The 15594-nt window shown below is 69.8% G+C and carries 13 protein-coding genes; 7 read left to right on the top strand and 6 right to left on the bottom strand.

The genetic code is table 11. The features are described 5' to 3' along the window. Positions 1-284: 284 nt before the first annotated feature. Positions 285-770, top strand: a complete 486-nt coding sequence (locus tag C5E05_RS15990; protein WP_104240823.1) for a hypothetical protein — start codon at positions 285-287, stop codon at positions 768-770. 78 nt (positions 771-848) lie between these two features. Here the strand turns inward: C5E05_RS15990 and C5E05_RS15985 are convergent, their stop codons facing one another. Both C5E05_RS15985 and C5E05_RS15980 read right to left on the bottom strand, forming a co-directional pair. Then, the gene (locus C5E05_RS15985) at positions 849-2342 is read right to left on the bottom strand and encodes an HNH endonuclease signature motif containing protein (RefSeq protein WP_104342499.1); all 1494 of its coding nucleotides are present in this window, start codon (positions 2340-2342) and stop codon (positions 849-851) included. Positions 2343-2516: 174 nt separating this feature from the next. Next, positions 2517-3152, bottom strand: a complete 636-nt coding sequence (locus tag C5E05_RS15980; protein ID WP_104342498.1) for a TetR/AcrR family transcriptional regulator — start codon at positions 3150-3152, stop codon at positions 2517-2519. A gap of 49 nt (positions 3153-3201) precedes the next feature. On the opposite strand from C5E05_RS15980, the gene C5E05_RS15975 reads away from it, so the two are divergent. From C5E05_RS15975 to nikE, 4 genes are read left to right on the top strand one after another with little or no spacing between them, the layout of a single operon-like run. Then, a complete protein-coding gene (locus C5E05_RS15975; RefSeq protein WP_104342497.1) occupies positions 3202-4851 on the top strand; it encodes an ABC transporter substrate-binding protein in 1650 nt (549 codons plus the stop codon). 40 nt (positions 4852-4891) lie between these two features. Further along, on the top strand, positions 4892-5875 hold the full coding sequence (locus C5E05_RS15970) for an ABC transporter permease (RefSeq protein ID WP_104342496.1): 984 nt from the start codon (positions 4892-4894) through the stop codon (positions 5873-5875). Then, positions 5872-6762, top strand: a complete 891-nt coding sequence (locus C5E05_RS15965; RefSeq protein WP_104342495.1) for an ABC transporter permease — start codon at positions 5872-5874, stop codon at positions 6760-6762. Before C5E05_RS15970 ends, C5E05_RS15965 begins: the two co-directional genes overlap by 4 nt. Then, entirely contained in the window at positions 6759-8378 is a 1620-nt protein-coding gene (gene nikE / locus C5E05_RS15960) for an ABC transporter ATP-binding protein (RefSeq protein WP_104342494.1), read from the top strand. Before C5E05_RS15965 ends, nikE begins: the two co-directional genes overlap by 4 nt. Before the next feature lie 30 nt (positions 8379-8408). On the opposite strand, the gene C5E05_RS15955 is transcribed toward nikE, so the two are convergent. From C5E05_RS15955 to C5E05_RS15945, 3 genes are read right to left on the bottom strand one after another with little or no spacing between them, the layout of a single operon-like run. After that, entirely contained in the window at positions 8409-9245 is an 837-nt protein-coding gene (locus tag C5E05_RS15955; RefSeq protein WP_104342493.1) for a hypothetical protein, read from the bottom strand. Then, entirely contained in the window at positions 9242-9970 is a 729-nt protein-coding gene (locus C5E05_RS15950) for a response regulator transcription factor (protein ID WP_104342492.1), read from the bottom strand. The genes C5E05_RS15955 and C5E05_RS15950 overlap by 4 nt, the downstream gene beginning before the upstream one ends. Next, a complete protein-coding gene (locus C5E05_RS15945; RefSeq protein ID WP_104342529.1) occupies positions 9958-11187 on the bottom strand; it encodes a sensor histidine kinase in 1230 nt (409 codons plus the stop codon). The genes C5E05_RS15950 and C5E05_RS15945 overlap by 13 nt, the downstream gene beginning before the upstream one ends. A gap of 129 nt (positions 11188-11316) precedes the next feature. On the opposite strand from C5E05_RS15945, the gene C5E05_RS15940 reads away from it, so the two are divergent. Then, positions 11317-11853, top strand: coding sequence for a metallophosphoesterase (locus tag C5E05_RS15940; RefSeq protein ID WP_104342491.1), 537 nt, complete (start codon positions 11317-11319; stop codon positions 11851-11853). Between the two features lie 33 nt (positions 11854-11886). Here the strand turns inward: C5E05_RS15940 and C5E05_RS15935 are convergent, their stop codons facing one another. Beyond that, positions 11887-13338 carry a helix-turn-helix transcriptional regulator gene (locus tag C5E05_RS15935; RefSeq protein WP_258063083.1) on the bottom strand — a complete coding sequence of 484 codons (1452 nt, stop codon included), beginning with the start codon at positions 13336-13338 and terminating at the stop codon, positions 11887-11889. A gap of 231 nt (positions 13339-13569) precedes the next feature. Here C5E05_RS15935 and C5E05_RS15930 point away from each other — a divergent pair, with 231 nt between their 5' ends. Continuing rightward, positions 13570-15444 (top strand): phosphoenolpyruvate carboxykinase (GTP), encoded by a 1875-nt coding sequence (locus tag C5E05_RS15930; protein WP_104240910.1) that lies wholly within the window; start codon positions 13570-13572, stop codon positions 15442-15444. The last annotated feature ends 150 nt before the right edge of the window (positions 15445-15594 follow it).

Genomic DNA, 15594 nt, shown 5'->3' with positions numbered 1-15594 from the left:
GCGCGCTCCCCCGGATCTGCCTTCCGTTGAAGGAAGGACGTCCGGCGGCGCTCGCCACTCGTTCCGGGCTGTGACGGGCCCTCCCGACCGGTTCTACTTGGCCTGCGTTCCTCGAGAGGCTCGCTCACCGTTCTTCCGGGGACTCCCCGCTGATGGGCGGATCACAGTCATGCTGCCAACATCGTACGCGCCCGGGCAAGCTGCGCGAAACGGACAGGCCAGGCTCAGGGGAAGGCTGTGTACGCTCGCTTCTTCTGGATTCATCGACGGACGGCACTCAGCGCATGCTCACCTCTCACCTCTCGAAGCTCGCAGCGACCGGCATCTTCGCGACCATCGCGCTCACCGGATGCTCAGCGCTCGGCGGAGGGGAGACTGCGGCTCCGTCTCCCTCGGCTGCGACGACGACCGAGGCCACGACGGCCGAGGGCGGCGGAACCTGCGCGGACGTCCAGGCCGAGATCGATTCGATCAACACGAGCGTCCAGGGCATCCCCGACCAGGTGCCCGGTGACATCCCCGGAGCTGTCGCGACGCTCGAGACCGTAGGCGCCAGCCTCACGACGCTGCAGCAGAGCGTCACGGACCCCGACCTCAAGACGCACGTCGACACGCTCGTCACCGAGGTGACGGAGCTGCAGACCACAGCTGGGGAGCTCACGAACGGCGAGGGTGGCTTCGCGGCCGCCGCGAGCATCCTGACGCAGCTCGGCGAGGTCGAGTCGGCCCTCTCGTCGCTGACGGCTTACTGCGAGCTGCAGACGAGCTAGAGGAACCGGAAGGCCCTCGAGCAGCACTGTCCGGAACCTTGCGAGAACTGCGGCCCCGCGCGACGGTCTCACCTGCAGTCAGCTTCCGTGAAGCGGCTCCCGCAGTGCTGAGCCGCGCAGAGTTCTGCGCCGGAAGAGTCGATACTCCCAGCCCGGTCGGAGGGCTCGCCACCTGCCCGTCCGGTCGCGCACGATTTCGAGCTGGTTCTTGTGGGCCAGGTGATGATGGAAGCTGCAGAGGAGCACTCCCTCGTCGACGTTCGTGACGCCGCCTTCAACCCACGGCGTGGTGTGGTGCGCTTCGCACATGCCAGGCGGCTTCCAGCAGCCCGGCGTGATGCAGCCCCCGTCGCGGGAGGCGAGCGCTCGGCGTTGCGCGCGACTGTACAACCGCTGACGGCGGCCGAGTCTCAACGGTTCTCCGTTGGAACCCAGGAGCGCCACCTGCACGAACCCGTCGCAGAGGGTCTTCGCGACCAGGCTCGGCGGCACTGGCGTTCCGGTGCGCTCGAGGTGCGGCACGTCGAGCGGGCGCTTGGCCTCTCCCTTCAGGCCAGCGTCCGTCGTGGTGATGACCACGGTGGGCGCCTCTCCGCCCGCGCGGGGAGCGTCCGGGGCTTCCGCGAATCGCGCGAAGACCGACTCCACGGCGTCCATGCGCTGCTGGGCTGGCGTGCGTCGGTCGGGGATTTGCTCATCCGGATGCGAGACGTCCACGTCCGCCGCGTCGATTCCCTCGGCACCGCGTCCGTCAGCGCCAGCGCTCCCGATGGGCGGGGCATCTTCGAAGGCAACCTTGCGGCGGGGCGAGGTGACCGTCTCGCACACCTTCCGGAGCAGCTCCCCCTGCTCCGGAGTCGCAACGAATCGCCCCGTGACCGTGCCATCCGAACGCTCCCGCATCCAGAATCCCCGCTTGCGCGCAACGCGCTCCGCGAGCGGTTCCGTGCCGTCGGGGTCGAGGAACGCCACCCACTGCGCGGCCTGGACCCGAAGCAGTTCCGGAGTTGCCGGGGCAAGATCTTCTGGGTTCACGCCCCGCGCCGAGTCGACAAGCTCTGCCTCAGCCGCGTCGAGATGCGCTCGCTCGGCACGGCCGTTCACGGGCTTCAATCCCTGCACGATCGCGGACGCCTGCGCGAGCGAGATCTGCGCGGCTGCAAGCGCGGTCGCAACGGCCGGATGTGCCGGCCCGAGATGCTCGCCCGTCAGACTCATCGGGGCACGGGTGGTCTCCGCGACGCGAACCAGCGACCCGGCCTCGGCGCAGGGGACCCCCAGAAGCTGCTGGAGCATCTCCGCGAGGTTGGCGAAGCCCATGCTCCGGACGAGCTCGTCGCGCGCCGAGCCCTCCTCGTCACGTCGAAGCACCTCCCCCGCAACCTCGACCAACGCCGCGTCCAGCTCGCGCCGACGGCTCGCGAGCTCCGCGATCACCACGGGAATCTCCATCGCCAGCAAAACCAGGGCGTTGCCGGGGGCCACGATGAGCGCGTCGACCGTCGCGGTCTCGGGCGAGGACCGCCTGGAGGCCGCCTCGTTGCGCCCCGTGCCAGCCTGCCCAAGAACCATGATGACCTCCCCCCGGGATCACCTCGAGCCTACCACTTGGAGCGTCACTTGGGTCCTGTTGACCAGGAATTTATCGATGTTCTTCGAAGACAGAATCGAACCTCCAAGCTCCAGATCAGAGGACACCAGGCTGCAGCGGGCGTCTCGAGGCCGAACGCCTTCAGCACCGCAGGCTTACGCGGCCGAGTACGCCAGGAAGATCGGGGCGCTCGCCTCGTCCACGACGCTCGAGAAGCTGCCTCGGGTCGGCCCCTCCTCGATCCAGAACACGGTCGCGGCGATGGTCGCCGAGATGATCGAGCCTGCGCAGACGGTTCGCCGCAACCGGCCCAGCCCAGGCTCTGCTCGGGCGAGGAAGTCCGTGAGCGCCGACTGCTGGGCGAGCGCGCGCTTCGTGCCCGTCGCGGCGAGGTCTGCACTCGTGCCTGCCACACTGCGCAGCGAGCCCGCCCAGCGGACGGTCTCGGGCTGCACCGTGTCGGCGATCTCGAGGAGCACCTTCCGGAGCGTCTCGAGACCGTCTCCCCTCTTCGGAACGCCGCGCGCGACGAGCTCGGTCGCCGCGGCCTCGAGCCGGAGAGGAACCTCGGCGAGGAGCGGGTCGAGACCGACCCACAGCACGTCGGCTTTGGCAGCGAAGTAGTTGAAGAACGAGCTTCTCGCGACGCCGGCACGGCGGGCGATGTCGCTCGCGCTCGTCTGCTCGTAGCCCTGCTCGAGGAACAGCTCGAGGGCGGCCTCTTCGAGCGTCTCGCGACTCGACGCGGAGGGTCGGCCTCGACGCGCGACCCGTTCCTCGTGCTCCGTCATCATCTTCTCATTTCTGCATGGTGTTCAAATAAGCAGTTACACTCTCCGAGTGCCAGCATCAGCCACCCGCCGCGCGGCGAAGCCCATCGCGCTCCTCGCCCTCGCCGCAGCCCTCATCGTGCCACTTGCCGCATGCTCCAGCGAGGCGACCTCGTCGGACCAGCCGCAAACCCTCAGGTACGCCTCAGGAGACGCTGAGCCCACGTGCCTCGACCCGCACGTCGGCGGCAACTGGCCCCAGGCGATCCTCGCGAACCAGTTCCTGGAGTCGCTCTTCTCGAAGAACGACGCAGGGGAGATCATCCCATGGCTGGCAACAGGAGCCGAAGCGTCTGACGACCAGCTGAGCTGGACGATCACCCTCAAAGAAGGCGTGAGCTTCACCGACGGCACCCCGTTCGACGCGGACGCCGTCGTGGCGAACGTCGAACACATCAAGAACCCCGAGACCGCCTCCTCGACGGCCATCCTCGCCCTCGGGAAGGTCTCCGAAGCGGTCGCAGTCGACGCGCGCACCGTGCGCTTCGACCTCAGCGAGCCGGACAGCGCGCTCCTGGAGTCGCTCGCACAGACCTGGCTGGCCATCGAGTCCCCAGCCGGGCTCGAGCGCGGGACCGAGGAGAACTGCCTCGCCCCGATCGGCACCGGCGCCTTCCAGGTCGCGTCGTGGGAGAAGCAGTCCCAGGTCGTGCTGACTCGCAACGAGAACCACACGTCAGCGCCGGAGGACGGCGTGACGAGCGAGGGCCAGCCCGGAGCGACGGTCGGCACCATCGAGTGGAAGTTCATCCCGGACGCCGCCACCCGCCTCGCCGCACTCCAGTCCGACCAGGTCGACATCATCGACTCCGTGCAACCGGATGCGCTCTCGCAGTTCCAGGCGAACGGCACGGAGGAGACGCTCATCGGCGCCCGCCCCGGTGTGACGGCCCGCATCGAGCTCAACACCACGCGTGCACCCTTCGACGACCCCAAGGTGCGCGAGGCGTTCGCCGCCTCCGCCGACATCGACGCTGCGGTCGAGTCGCTCTACTTCGGAACCCTCGACCGGTCGACCTCCGTGCTCTCGAGCGCAACACCCTTCGCGACCTCGCACCCCGACTCCTTCGGGTTCGACGCGGCACGCGCATCCACGCTGCTCGACGAGGCCGGCTGGACCGAGCGCGACGCCGACGGCGTCCGCACGAAGAACGGCGAGCGCCTCGAGGTCGCATTCCCGGTCTCCACGAACCAGTCGATCCCGGCCGAGATCTCCGTACTCGAGCAGATCGGAGCGACGAGCTCCGAGGTGGGCTTCGATGTGCAGCTCGAACTGCTCGACCTCTCGACCTGGTACGAGCGCAGCGGCACGTGGGAGTTCGATGCCATCGTCGCGCCGTACTCGAAGAACTCCGCCGACGTGCTCCGCATCGTCTACTCGACCGACAGCATCACCCCCGCCCCGAGCGGCTACCACGCCAACAACACCGGCCTCTCGCTGCCCGCTCTCGACGAGGCGCTCGACGCGGCCGTGAAGACCAGTGACGACGCCGAGCGCGAGCGGCTCTACGGCGAGGCCCAGCAGCTCATCATCGACAGCGGCACCGTCATCCCGCTCTACGACCAGACGGTGCAGTTCGCCTACGGCGCCAACGTGCACGGCTTCCGCCTCCAGCCGAACGTCAACGTGCCCTCGCTCGTGAACGTCACCATCGAGTAGCTGGGCCACGACTGAGTACGGCGCACGAGACAATCGAGCGATGACGAAGGATGCGCGATCTCGCGCGGCACACCTGCTGCCGCTGATTCCGCGCATCCTCCTGCGTCTCGGCGGCGCGGTGTTCGTGCTGTGGGCCGTCGTCACCGTCACCTTCTTCGCGGTGCGCGCCGTGCCTGGCGACCCCGTGCTCGCGATCCTCGGCGGGCCGGGCTCCAACGCGAGCGCCGAGGCCGTCGCGCAGGCCCGCGCCGAGAACGGGCTCGACCAGCCGCTCTTCCTCCAGTACCTCGCGCAGCTGTGGCGCACGGCGACCGGAGACCTCGGCTTCAGCTACGCCCAGCGCGAGAGCGTCGCATCGCTCATCGGCGAGCAGCTGCCCGGCACGCTCGCCCTCGCCGGCCTCTCCCTCCTCCTCGCCTGGGCGATCGCGCTCACCGTGGCCTGGTGGTCGACCGGGAGGAGCCGAATCGCGTGGGGCATCGCATCGACGCTCGAGGTCGTCGCGGCGGCGGTGCCGCACTTCTGGCTGGCCTCCGTGCTCGTGCTGATCTTCGCCGGAATGCTCGGGCTCCCCGTCGCCGTCTCGGGTCCGGGACTCTCCGGGCTCATCCTGCCGAGCGTCACCCTCGCGCTCCCCCTCGCCGGGTACCTGGGGCAGGTCATGCGCGAGCAGATGCTCGACGCCCTCGAGTCGCCGTTCGTGCTGGCCGCGCGAGCGCGCGGCGAAGGGCCGAGCGGCATCTTCTGGCGGCACGTGCTGCGCCACGCGGCGATCCCCGCAGTCGGCCTCAGCGGCTGGGCTCTCGGCTCCCTCGTGTCCGGCGCAGTGGTCGTCGAGACGATCTTCGCGAGGCCAGGACTCGGCCGCTCTCTGCTCGCCGCGGTCGGTGCGAGGGACGTGCCCTACGTGATCGGCGTCCTCGTCGTCGTCGCGGCCGCCTACATGCTCGTGACCGTCCTCACCGACCTGATCGAGCCGGTCATCGATCCGCGCTCCCGCGACCGAGCGGGCGTGACCGCATGAGTCTCGACGCGGCCGCGGTTCGGGATGCTCGTGCGGGCACGACGGGACAGCGCGACGGCCGCACCCGCACCGGCTCCCGCTCGCGGCGCGGGCTCTGGCTCGGCGTCTGGCTCGCCGTGGCGGCGATCTACCTGCTCGCCGCGGTCTTCCCGCAGCTCCTCGCCCCCGGCGACCCGCTCGCCGTGAACCCCGCCGATGCGTTCTCGCCTCCCGTCCCCGCGCATCCGCTCGGCACGGACGAGTCCGGCAGGGGTGTCTACACCCGCATCGTGCACGGCGCCTCGTCGTCGCTCACGATCGGCGCCCTCGCAACCGTGATCGGGCTCCTCCTCGGCGCCGTGCTCGGCCTCGCCGCGGGCCTCGGACCCCGATGGCTCGACTTCGGCACGACGAGGATCGTCGAGGTCTTCTTCGCCTTCCCAGGCATCCTCCTCGCGCTCCTGCTCATCACGCTCGCGGGCCCTGGCGTCGTCACGACGACCATCGCGGTCGGCCTCTCCACTGCCCCTGGCTACGCGCGCCTCATCCGCTCTCAGGTGCTGCGCGTGCGGGCGAGCGCCTACATGGAGGCGGACCTCGTGCTCGGCAGGTCGCGCTGGCACAGCTTCACGAGGACGCTGCTGCCGAACGTCGCCTGGCCCCTCTTCTCGCTCGCCACGCTCGGCCTCGGCCAGGCCATCGTGTGGGCGGCTGCGCTCAGCTACCTGGGCCTCGGCGAACCGCCACCCAGCCCGGAATGGGGATCGATGCTCTCCGCAGGCCGCCTCTACCTGCCGACCGGCAGCTGGTGGCTCACCATCTTCCCTGGCACCGCGATCGTGGGCGCGGCCGTCACGGCGACGATGCTCGGTCGCATCATGCAGCAGCGCACGAGGCAGGCAGGATGAGCGACGCGTCGCGCCCGGTACCCCAGCGGGAAGCGCTGACCGTGCGGGCAGAAGAGCTGCGTATCTCCTTCGGCGACTTCGAGGCGGTGCGCGGAGTCTCCTTCGACGTGCGGCGCGGCGAGTGCCTCGCGCTCGTCGGCGAGTCGGGCTCCGGCAAGTCGGTGACCGCCCGGGCGCTGCTCGGGCTGAGCGGTGACGGCGCCCGAGTGGACGCCAGCACGCTCAGCCTCGGCGGCGTCGACCTGCCATTGGCGAGTGGCGACGGCGGCTGGAGGTCGATCCGCGGCGGTCGCATCGGGCTCGTGCACCAGGATGCGCTGGTCGCGCTCGACCCGCTCCGCCCCGTCTGGCGCGAGGTCGACGACGCGCTGCGGCTGCACACCGATCTCGGGCGCGAGGCTCGCCGCAGCCGCGTCCTCGAACTGCTCGGGCGGGCCGGTCTCGAGGATCCCGAGTCGATCGCGCGCCGCCGCAGCGGTCAGCTCTCCGGCGGCCAGCGACAGCGTGTGCTCATCGCCGCCGCCCTGGCGGGGGAACCCGAGCTGCTCATCGCCGACGAGCCGACGAGCTCCGTCGACCAGGCCGTGCAGGCGCAGCTGATCGAGCTGTTCGACGCGCTCAAGGCCGACGGTATGACGATGCTCTTCATCACCCACGACCTGGGCGTCGTCCAGCGCCTCGCCGACCGGGTCGCCGTCATGAGCGAAGGACTCATCGTCGAGACGGCGCCGACGGCGCGGCTCTTCACCGCTCCCGAGCACAGGGTCACTCGCCAGCTGCTCGCCGCGCAGCCGAAGGCGGCTCTCGACTCGCTCAGGGCCGCGCCCGAGGTGGATGCGCCTGGGCCGCTCCTGGAGGTGCGCGGCGTCTCGAAGACCTTCCGGGGAGCGGGGAGCGCGCCCATCCAGGCCGTGCGGGAGGCGTCTTTCACACTCTCGCGCGGCGAGACGCTCGGGATCGTCGGCAGCTCGGGCTCCGGCAAGTCGACGCTGGCCCGCATCGCACTCGGTCTGGAGCGGCCGGACGCGGGCACCGTGTCGTTCCTCGGCGATGCCTGGAGCCCCGCCCCCGAGCGCCTGCGCCGCTCCCGCCGAGCCAAGCTCGGCTCCGTACCCCAGGATGCGCTCTCGAGCTTCGACCCCAGGCGCACGGTCGGCGAGATCCTCGCCGACGCGCTCACCGCTGGGCGCTCGACGTCCGTCCGGACGCGGCGAGCCGCCATCGACGCGGCGCTCGAGCGAGTCGGGCTCGACGGCTCGATCGCCGGTCTCCGCCCGCTCCACCTGAGCGGTGGCCAGCGCCAGCGCCTCGCCATCGCCCGCGCACTCGCCCCCGAACCCGAGGTGCTGCTGTGCGACGAGCCCGTCTCATCCCTCGACGTGACCGTGCAGGCGCAGGTGCTCGCGCTCCTCGAACGACTCGTCGACGAGCTGGGCCTGGCCTGCGTGTTCATCTCGCACGACCTCGCCGTCGTCGCGCAGCTCGCCGACCGGGTCGCCGTCATGAGCGACGGCGAGATCGTCGAGACGGCATCCGTGTCCGAGCTGTTCTCCACACCGAAGCACCCGGCCAGCCGCGCGCTCCTCGACGCCCACAAGAGCCTCGAGGTGCGCTGAGCCGACCGGGCGCATCGCCGCCGGTACCGCCTACTCGACCGTCAGGAACCCCGAGCCGACGGACACCGAGAGCGTGTTCTTGGCGGAGTCCGACTGCCGGACATTGACGTTCGCCATCCCCGACTCGTTCAAGCCCGTCTCGAGCTTGTAGGTGCCGTCCGGCAGCGAGACGCTTCCGAAGCCCGACTCGATGGAGATGTCGGTGCTCTTCGGGGCCGCTCCCCCGAAGATGGCATTGAGGGCCCCCGAGCTGGCGGCGAGCGTCACATCCCCCGGCACCTCGGCGTCGATGTTGGAAGCGCCAGACCCCGTCGTGAGGCTCAGGTTGGCAGCCGACCCCTCGAAGTCGCTCGCACCCGAGTTCGTCTCGATGACCAGGTCCCCGAAGTCGCCGTCGATGGTCGCGGCCCCCGAGGTGACGTTGACCTGCGCGTCCAGCTTCCCGTCCTCCAGGCTCTCCGGGAGGGTCAGCGAGAGCTCCTCCTCACCGAACCCGTCGCCGTTCCTGCTGCCGCCCACCCGCTCGACGACGAGCTCGCCGCCCTCGGTCACGAGCTGCCACGCGTCGGCCTTCGTGAACCCCTTCGACTGCACACGCAGCTCGGCCTGCGAGACATCGCCGAACTCGATCTCCAAGCCGACCGAGTCGATGTCGACGCGCAGCGAGGTGACGCCGGCGATCGACTGGCTGATCGTGGTCTCCTCGCGCAGGACGTCGCGGAGGTTGGCGAAAAATCCGCTGGTCACGGTTCCGGCGACGACCATGCCGCCGATGATCGCGACCGTGATGGTGATCCACCCGAATCGCTTCGGGCTGATGCCGTCAGCATCTGGGCGGGTGTCGGGCTCGAGAGTTGGCGTGGTCATCGGAGTTCTCCGTTCGTGGCGCGGGCGGTGAGGCCCTGTCCATCGAGGTGTGTCTGTGGCTGCGGGCGGGGCGCATGCCCCTGCCCGTCGAGGTGGGCGAGCACGGCGAGCACCCTGCGGTTGCCGCCGTCGCCCTGGTCGAGCTCGAGCTTCTGGAAGACTGCCGAGATGTGCTTCTCGACGCTCCCCGAGCTGACGTGGAGCGCCTCGGCGATCGCGTGGTTGGAGCGGCCTTCGGCCATGAGCCCGAGCACCTCGGACTCGCGGGGCGTGAGGCGCTCGAAACGCGCATCCCTGGTCTTCCTGGCGAGCAGCTGGGCGACGACCTCTGGGTCGAGCACCGTGCCGCCGGCCGCGACGCTGTCGACGCCGGCGAGGAACTGCTCGACGTCGGCGACCCGGTCCTTGAGGAGGTAGCCGAGCCCGCCCCTCGAACTCGAGATGAGCTCCGACGCGTACCGCTCCTCCACGTACTGCGAGAGGACCAGCACGGCGAGGCTCGGGTCGGTGGCCCGGAGCCGGAGCGCGGCCCGGATGCCCTCGTCGGTGAACCCTGGCGGCAGGCGGACGTCGAGGATGACGAGCTCCGGGTCGGTCTCGGCGACGAGCCGGTCGAGCCTGCCGTCGTCGGCGAGGATGCCCACCATGGTGTGGCCGGCGTCCTCGAGCAGGCGGGCGATGCCCTCCCGCAGGAGCGCGGAGTCTTCGCAGATCAGGATGCGCATGGCACGCTCACCTCGATCGTCGTCGGGCCTTCCGGCGGGCTCGAGATCATGATCGCGCCGCCTGCCGCTTCGATGCGGTCGGTCACCCCGTCGAGTCCGCCGCCAGGGACGAGACGTGCCCCTCCATGTCCGTCGTCCTGGATGCGAGCCCAGAGCATCGAGCCGCGCATGCGGACCTGCACCGAGATCTCCGACGCACCGGAGTACTTCGCCGCGTTGCCGAGCGACTCGGCGACCGCGAAGTAGACGGCGGCCTCCGCATCCTTCGAGCAGCGTCCGGGGAGCTGCGCGTCGAGCACGACGGGGATGTGCGAGCGGGCAGCGAGCCCCGAGAGCGCGGCGTCGAGGCCACGGTCGGTGAGCACGGCGGGCTGGAACCCACGGGCCAGCTGCCGCAGCTCGGTGACGGCGTCCTTCGTCGAGGCGTGCGCCTCGTCGATGAGCTCGGCAGCCCTGGCGGGATCCGAGTTCAGCTTCTGCTTGGCCATGCCGAGCGTCATGCCGATCGAGACGAGCCTCGGCTGCACGCTGTCGTGCAGGTCACGCTCGATGCGGTCGCGCTCCGTGGCGGCGCCTCGAACAGCGACGGTGCGGCGACGCCCCGCGTCGCGCACCTCCTCCTCGAGCTGCTGCTCCCGGTCACGGGAGAGGAGGCTGATGGACGCCGCACGCTGCACGTAGGCGAACGCGACGATGAGGGCGACGGCGACCAGCAGCATGCCGATGCCGATGAGCAGGCCGATGAACGGGGTGACGGCGAAGTCCATGCCCCAGACGGTCAGGGTCTCCCGGTTCTGCAGCGGCAAGAAGAGCGCGAAGACGCCGGAGACGCCGAGCTGCAGGGCGCCGAGGGAGAGCGTTCCGAGCACCGCGACGATCACGAGGTGCAGCATCGCCTTCCAGTTCGCCCCGTCGGCGAACTGCACGAGCGGCGTGAGCACGAACCGCCAGCCGTCGCGGCGACGCGAGCGGCGCATCCCGGCGTCGTCGAGTGGCCGGTCGTAGAGGGCCGCCACCCGGCGCCGCTCGAAGGCGGAGACGCCGCGGAACGAGAACGCGAGGCCAGCGAGGACGACGACGCCGAAGCCCAGCACGAAGAGCAGTCCGACGCCGAGTCCGAGGAGGCCGAACATGAGCGAGAGGAGGAGCGGCGCGATGACGCCGCCGGCGGCGAGGTGCAGCGAGGTCAGACTCAGCTGCTTGACGTTGTTCTTCATGTCCACAACGCTATGGTCGCGCGCCTCGCCGCGACACGGAGCATCCCTCACACCTCAGCGGGGGTTTTCCCCCAGATGTCCCTCCGCCCGCACAGGGAGGAATCCGGGCGCAGCTGCGAGCATGGACGCATGACTCTGGACGTCGTGATCATCGCCGACACCCACCTCCCGAAGCGCGCTCAGGCACTCCCGGAGGTGCTCTGGCGGGCGATCGAACGCGCGGACGTGGTCTTCCATGCCGGTGACTGGGTCGACAGCGACACGCTCGATGCGCTGCAGGCTCGGGCGCGCAGGATGGTCGGCGTGTGGGGCAACAACGATGGCCCGGAACTGCGAGAGCGCCTGCCGGAGGTCGCCCGCGTCGAACTCGATGGCGTCCGCTTCGCGATGACCCACGAGACCGGGCAGAAGGCGGGGCGGGAGCGCCGCATGGACACGCTCTTCCCCGACACCGACGTGCTGGTCTTCGGGCACAGCCACATCCCGTGGGACACGACCACCCCCACCGGGCTGCGCCTCCTCAATCCCGGCTCCCCCACCGACCGTCGCCGACAGCCGCGGGTCACCTACCTGACCGTGCGGGTGGATGCCGGGCAGCTCACGCGGGTGGAGCTTCGGGACGCGCGCACGGGTGATCTGGTTCCAGGCGCCGACGGCGCTGACTGAGCACCGGGTCCCGACTCCCAGCCCGGCTCCCGGCTACGCGTCGGCGGTCGCCGTGTCCGCGTCGATGTCGTGGCGCTCGAGGAACTCGAACACCTCGCGCTGGTCGACGCCGGGGAAGTCGCCCGTCGGGAGGGGCGAGAACACGTGCGCGTGCACTCGGGCACTCGGCCAGGCCTTCGCCGACCAGCGCTCGCTGAGCTCAGCCCCCGGCGTGCGGCAGCACGCACCGTCGGGGCAGGTCGACGATGCGCGCTGCTTCGTGTCGCGCCCGCGGAACCAGCGGGCCTCGTCGAACGGCACGCCGATCGTGATGGAGAACTCGCCGGCGTCGGCGTGCCCCGTCTGGGTGGAGCACCAGAACGTGCCGGCAGGGGTGTCGGTGTACTGGTAGGTCTCCGTGGTCCGGTTCGTCCGGGCGAGGGCGCTCACGGCCGAGAACTTCCGGCACACGAACTGGCCCTCGACGGAGCCGGTGACGTCCTGCGGGAGCGGGAGGGAGTCGTTCTCGTAGGCCTTCGAGATGGAACCCTTGTCGTCGACGCGCAGGAAGTGCAGCTTGATGTCGAGGTGCGAGGTGAGCAGGTTCGTCATGCGCAGGGCGGCGGCTTCGTGGGTCACGCCGAACGCGTCCCGGAAGTCCTCGACGGCCATGTCGCGGCGCTCCTTCGCGTCGCGGAGGAACGCGACCGAGCGCGCCTCCGGCATGAGGCAGGCCGCCGCGAAGTAATTGATCTCGAGGCGCTGGCGCAGGAAGTCGGCGTAGTCCTCGGGGCGGCGGTGGCCGAGCACCCGGTGCGCCATCGCCTGCAGCGCCATCGCGCGCAGCCCGTGCCCGCCGGGGATGGAGGCTGGCGGCAGGTAGATGCGACCGTTCTCCAGGTCGGTGATGGAGCGCGTGGACCTGGGCAGGTCGTTGACGTAGATGAGCTGGAACCCGAGGTGGTCGGCCATCTTGCCGACCGAGTGGTGCATGAGGGCGCCGCGCGTGTGGTCCACTCTGCTGAGCAGCTCGTCGGCGAGCTTGTCGAGGTCGGGCATGTAGTTGTCGTGGGCGCGCATCGCGAGCCGCAGCTCGGTGTTGGCGCGGCGCGCCTCCTCGGGCGTCGCGCTCGCCTCGGTCCGGCGGCGCACGATCTCGCTGTGCATGCCGGTGAGGGCGCGCAGCACCTCGTCGGAGAGCGACTTCGTCGAGGGGATGCGCGGGAGCCCGAGCTCCTGGTAGACGGTCGAGGTCTGCGCGCGCTCGAGCTCGATCTCGAGGCGGGAGCGATCATCCGGCGGCGTGTTGGCGAGCATCTCGCTCAGGTCGACGTCGAACACCTCGGCGAGCTGCTGCAGCACGGAGAGCTTCGGCTCGCGCTTGCCGTTCTCGATGAGCGAGAGCTGGCTGGCGAGCAGCCCGGTCTTCTCGCCGAGCGCTTCGAGCGTGAGCGAGCGCTCCTTGCGGTAGTAGCGGATGCGCCGCCCGAGCAGGAGGGAATCCACTGCGCCGCCTTTCCCTGTGGTTGCTGTCGATTTTTGCGCAGCGGGGAAAGGACCGAGTCCGCTCATGGGTGCCTCCGGGCATCTGAATTGCTGATGTGTGAAATTTTGCCATTTTTCTCGGCCAATCTCCATCCCGGGGCGTCCGGCGCAGGTCAACACTGGGTGTACGACGCCATGCACGTATGCGAGACGGAGACAGCTCGCATGCAGAACCGTGAAAGCAGCATCGAAATGACTGAACAGGCACATGACCACCTCGACGTCCCGCAGCGGGCAGCGAACCCGGAAGTCAACGACTGGGTCCGCGAGATCGCCGCACTGACGAAGCCGAGCCGCATCGTCTGGTGCGACGGCTCACAGTCCGAGATCGACGCCCTCACCGCCGAGATGGTCGAAGCAGGCACGCTCATCAAGCTCAACGAAGAGCTCCGCCCTGGCTCCTACCTCGCCCGCTCCGACGCCGGCGATGTCGCCCGCGTCGAGAGCCGCACCTACATCTGCTCGGAGAACGAGGAAGACGCGGGCCCCACGAACAACTGGCGTGCGCCCGCCGAGATGAAGGCCGAGCTGAGCGGCCTCTTCGACGGCTCCATGCGCGGCCGCCCCATGTACGTCGTTCCCTTCGCGATGGGCCCGCTCGGCGGGGCGATCACGCAGTACGGCGTCGAGATCACGGACTCCCCGTACGTCGTGCTGTCGATGGCTCTCATGACCCGCTCCGGCGACGGCGCCCTCGAGCACCTCACGCCGGGACGCGACTGGGTGAAGGCCCTGCACACGGTCGGCTTCCCGCTCGAGTTCGAGGACGGCTCGAGCCGCCCCGACGTCGCCTGGCCGCACAACGAGTCGAAGTACATCACCCACTTCCCCGAGACGCGGGAGATCATCTCCTACGGCTCCGGGTACGGCGGCAACGCGCTCCTCGGCAAGAAGTGCTTCGCGCTGCGCATCGCGTCGGCCATGGGGCACGACGAGGGCTGGATGGCCGAGCACATGCTCCTCATCCAGGTCACGAGCCCTGAGGGCAAGACCTACACGCTCACGGGTGCATTCCCCTCCGCGACAGGCAAGACGAACTTCGCGATGATGAAGCCCAAGCTCGATGGCTGGAAGGTCGAGACGCTCGGCGACGACATCGTGTGGATGCGCAAGGCGGCCGACGGTCGACTCAACGCCATCAACCCAGAGTTCGGGTTCTTCGGCGTCGCACCGGGCACGGGCTACGACACCAACCCCGTCGCGATGGAGACCATCACGACGAACACGATCTTCACGAACGTCGCGCTGACCGACGACGGCGACGTCTGGTGGGAGGGCATGACCGACGAGGCGCCCGCGCACCTCATCGACTGGCAGGGCAACGACTGGACTCCCGAGTCCGGAACGAAGGCCGCGCATCCGAACGCCCGCTTCACGGTGCGCGCCTCGCAGTGCCCGACCCTCTCCCCCGCCTGGGAGGCTCCCGACGGCGTGCCCGTCGACGCGATCCTCTTCGGCGGCCGCCGTGCGAGCAACGTCCCGCTGGTCTTCGAGTCGAAGGACTGGCAGCACGGCTGCTTCCTCGGCGCGACGCTCGCCAGCGAGCAGACCGCGGCCGCAGAGGGCCCAGTCGGCATCCTGCGCCGCGACCCCTTCGCCATGCAGCCCTTCGCCGGCTACCACATGGCCGACTACTGGGGACACTGGCTGAACATCGGCGCCGACCTCGGCGACAAGGCACCCCGCATCTTCCAGGTCAACTGGTTCCGCAAGGACCAGGACGGCAAGTTCCTGTGGCCCGGCTTCGGCGAGAACGTGCGCGCCGTGAAGTGGATCGTCGACCGACTCGAGAACCGTGCCGACTCGCTGGAGAGCCCTATCGGCCAGCTGCCCGTGACGAGCGACATCGACATCTCGGGCCTCGAGGGCTTCGAGCCCGCCGCACTCGAGGAGATCTTCACGGTCGACCCCGAGTCGTGGCTCGTGGAGGTCGGCGTGACCCGCGAGTACTTCGACAGCATCGGCGAGAAGGTCCCCGCGGCGCTCTACACCGAGCTCGACGCCGTGCACGGTGCGCTGGACGCGGCTGCCGCATCCACCCAGACCAAGGCCCCCATCGGAGCCTGAAAGACGGCGGCGAGCGGGACTCCGACCACTCGCCGCAAGCTGTGCCCCTCCGCGCGCGCGTGGCGCGGAGGGGCGCACAACTCCTGGCAGCTCGAACCCCTGTGTTCGCAGCTGAGCCCCTCAAGGATGCGCCCCTGAGGGGCTTTTCCT

The sequence above is a fragment of the Pseudoclavibacter sp. AY1H1 genome, assembly GCF_002931055.1.
In the GTDB taxonomy this organism is placed as follows: domain Bacteria; phylum Actinomycetota; class Actinomycetes; order Actinomycetales; family Microbacteriaceae; genus Pseudoclavibacter.
Note: the sequence above shows the minus strand (reverse complement) of the source record. Positions and strands in the feature narration are given on the sequence as shown.

What these genes read in the sequence shown, in the direction of transcription:
- nikE (WP_104342494.1), top strand. Translation starts at nt 6,759, where the DNA reads ATGAGCGACGCGTCGCGCCCGGTACCCCAGCGGGAAGCGCTGACCGTG.
- C5E05_RS15945 (WP_104342529.1), bottom strand. Translation starts at nt 11,187, where the DNA reads ATGAAGAACAACGTCAAGCAGCTGAGTCTGACCTCGCTGCACCTCGCC.
- C5E05_RS15940 (WP_104342491.1), top strand. Translation starts at nt 11,317, where the DNA reads ATGACTCTGGACGTCGTGATCATCGCCGACACCCACCTCCCGAAGCGC.
- C5E05_RS15985 (WP_104342499.1), bottom strand. Translation starts at nt 2,342, where the DNA reads ATGGTTCTTGGGCAGGCTGGCACGGGGCGCAACGAGGCGGCCTCCAGG.
- C5E05_RS15950 (WP_104342492.1), bottom strand. Translation starts at nt 9,970, where the DNA reads ATGCGCATCCTGATCTGCGAAGACTCCGCGCTCCTGCGGGAGGGCATC.
- C5E05_RS15980 (WP_104342498.1), bottom strand. Translation starts at nt 3,152, where the DNA reads ATGACGGAGCACGAGGAACGGGTCGCGCGTCGAGGCCGACCCTCCGCG.
- C5E05_RS15965 (WP_104342495.1), top strand. Translation starts at nt 5,872, where the DNA reads ATGAGTCTCGACGCGGCCGCGGTTCGGGATGCTCGTGCGGGCACGACG.
- C5E05_RS15970 (WP_104342496.1), top strand. Translation starts at nt 4,892, where the DNA reads ATGACGAAGGATGCGCGATCTCGCGCGGCACACCTGCTGCCGCTGATT.
- C5E05_RS15990 (WP_104240823.1), top strand. Translation starts at nt 285, where the DNA reads ATGCTCACCTCTCACCTCTCGAAGCTCGCAGCGACCGGCATCTTCGCG.
- C5E05_RS15955 (WP_104342493.1), bottom strand. Translation starts at nt 9,245, where the DNA reads ATGACCACGCCAACTCTCGAGCCCGACACCCGCCCAGATGCTGACGGC.
- C5E05_RS15930 (WP_104240910.1), top strand. Translation starts at nt 13,570, where the DNA reads ATGACTGAACAGGCACATGACCACCTCGACGTCCCGCAGCGGGCAGCG.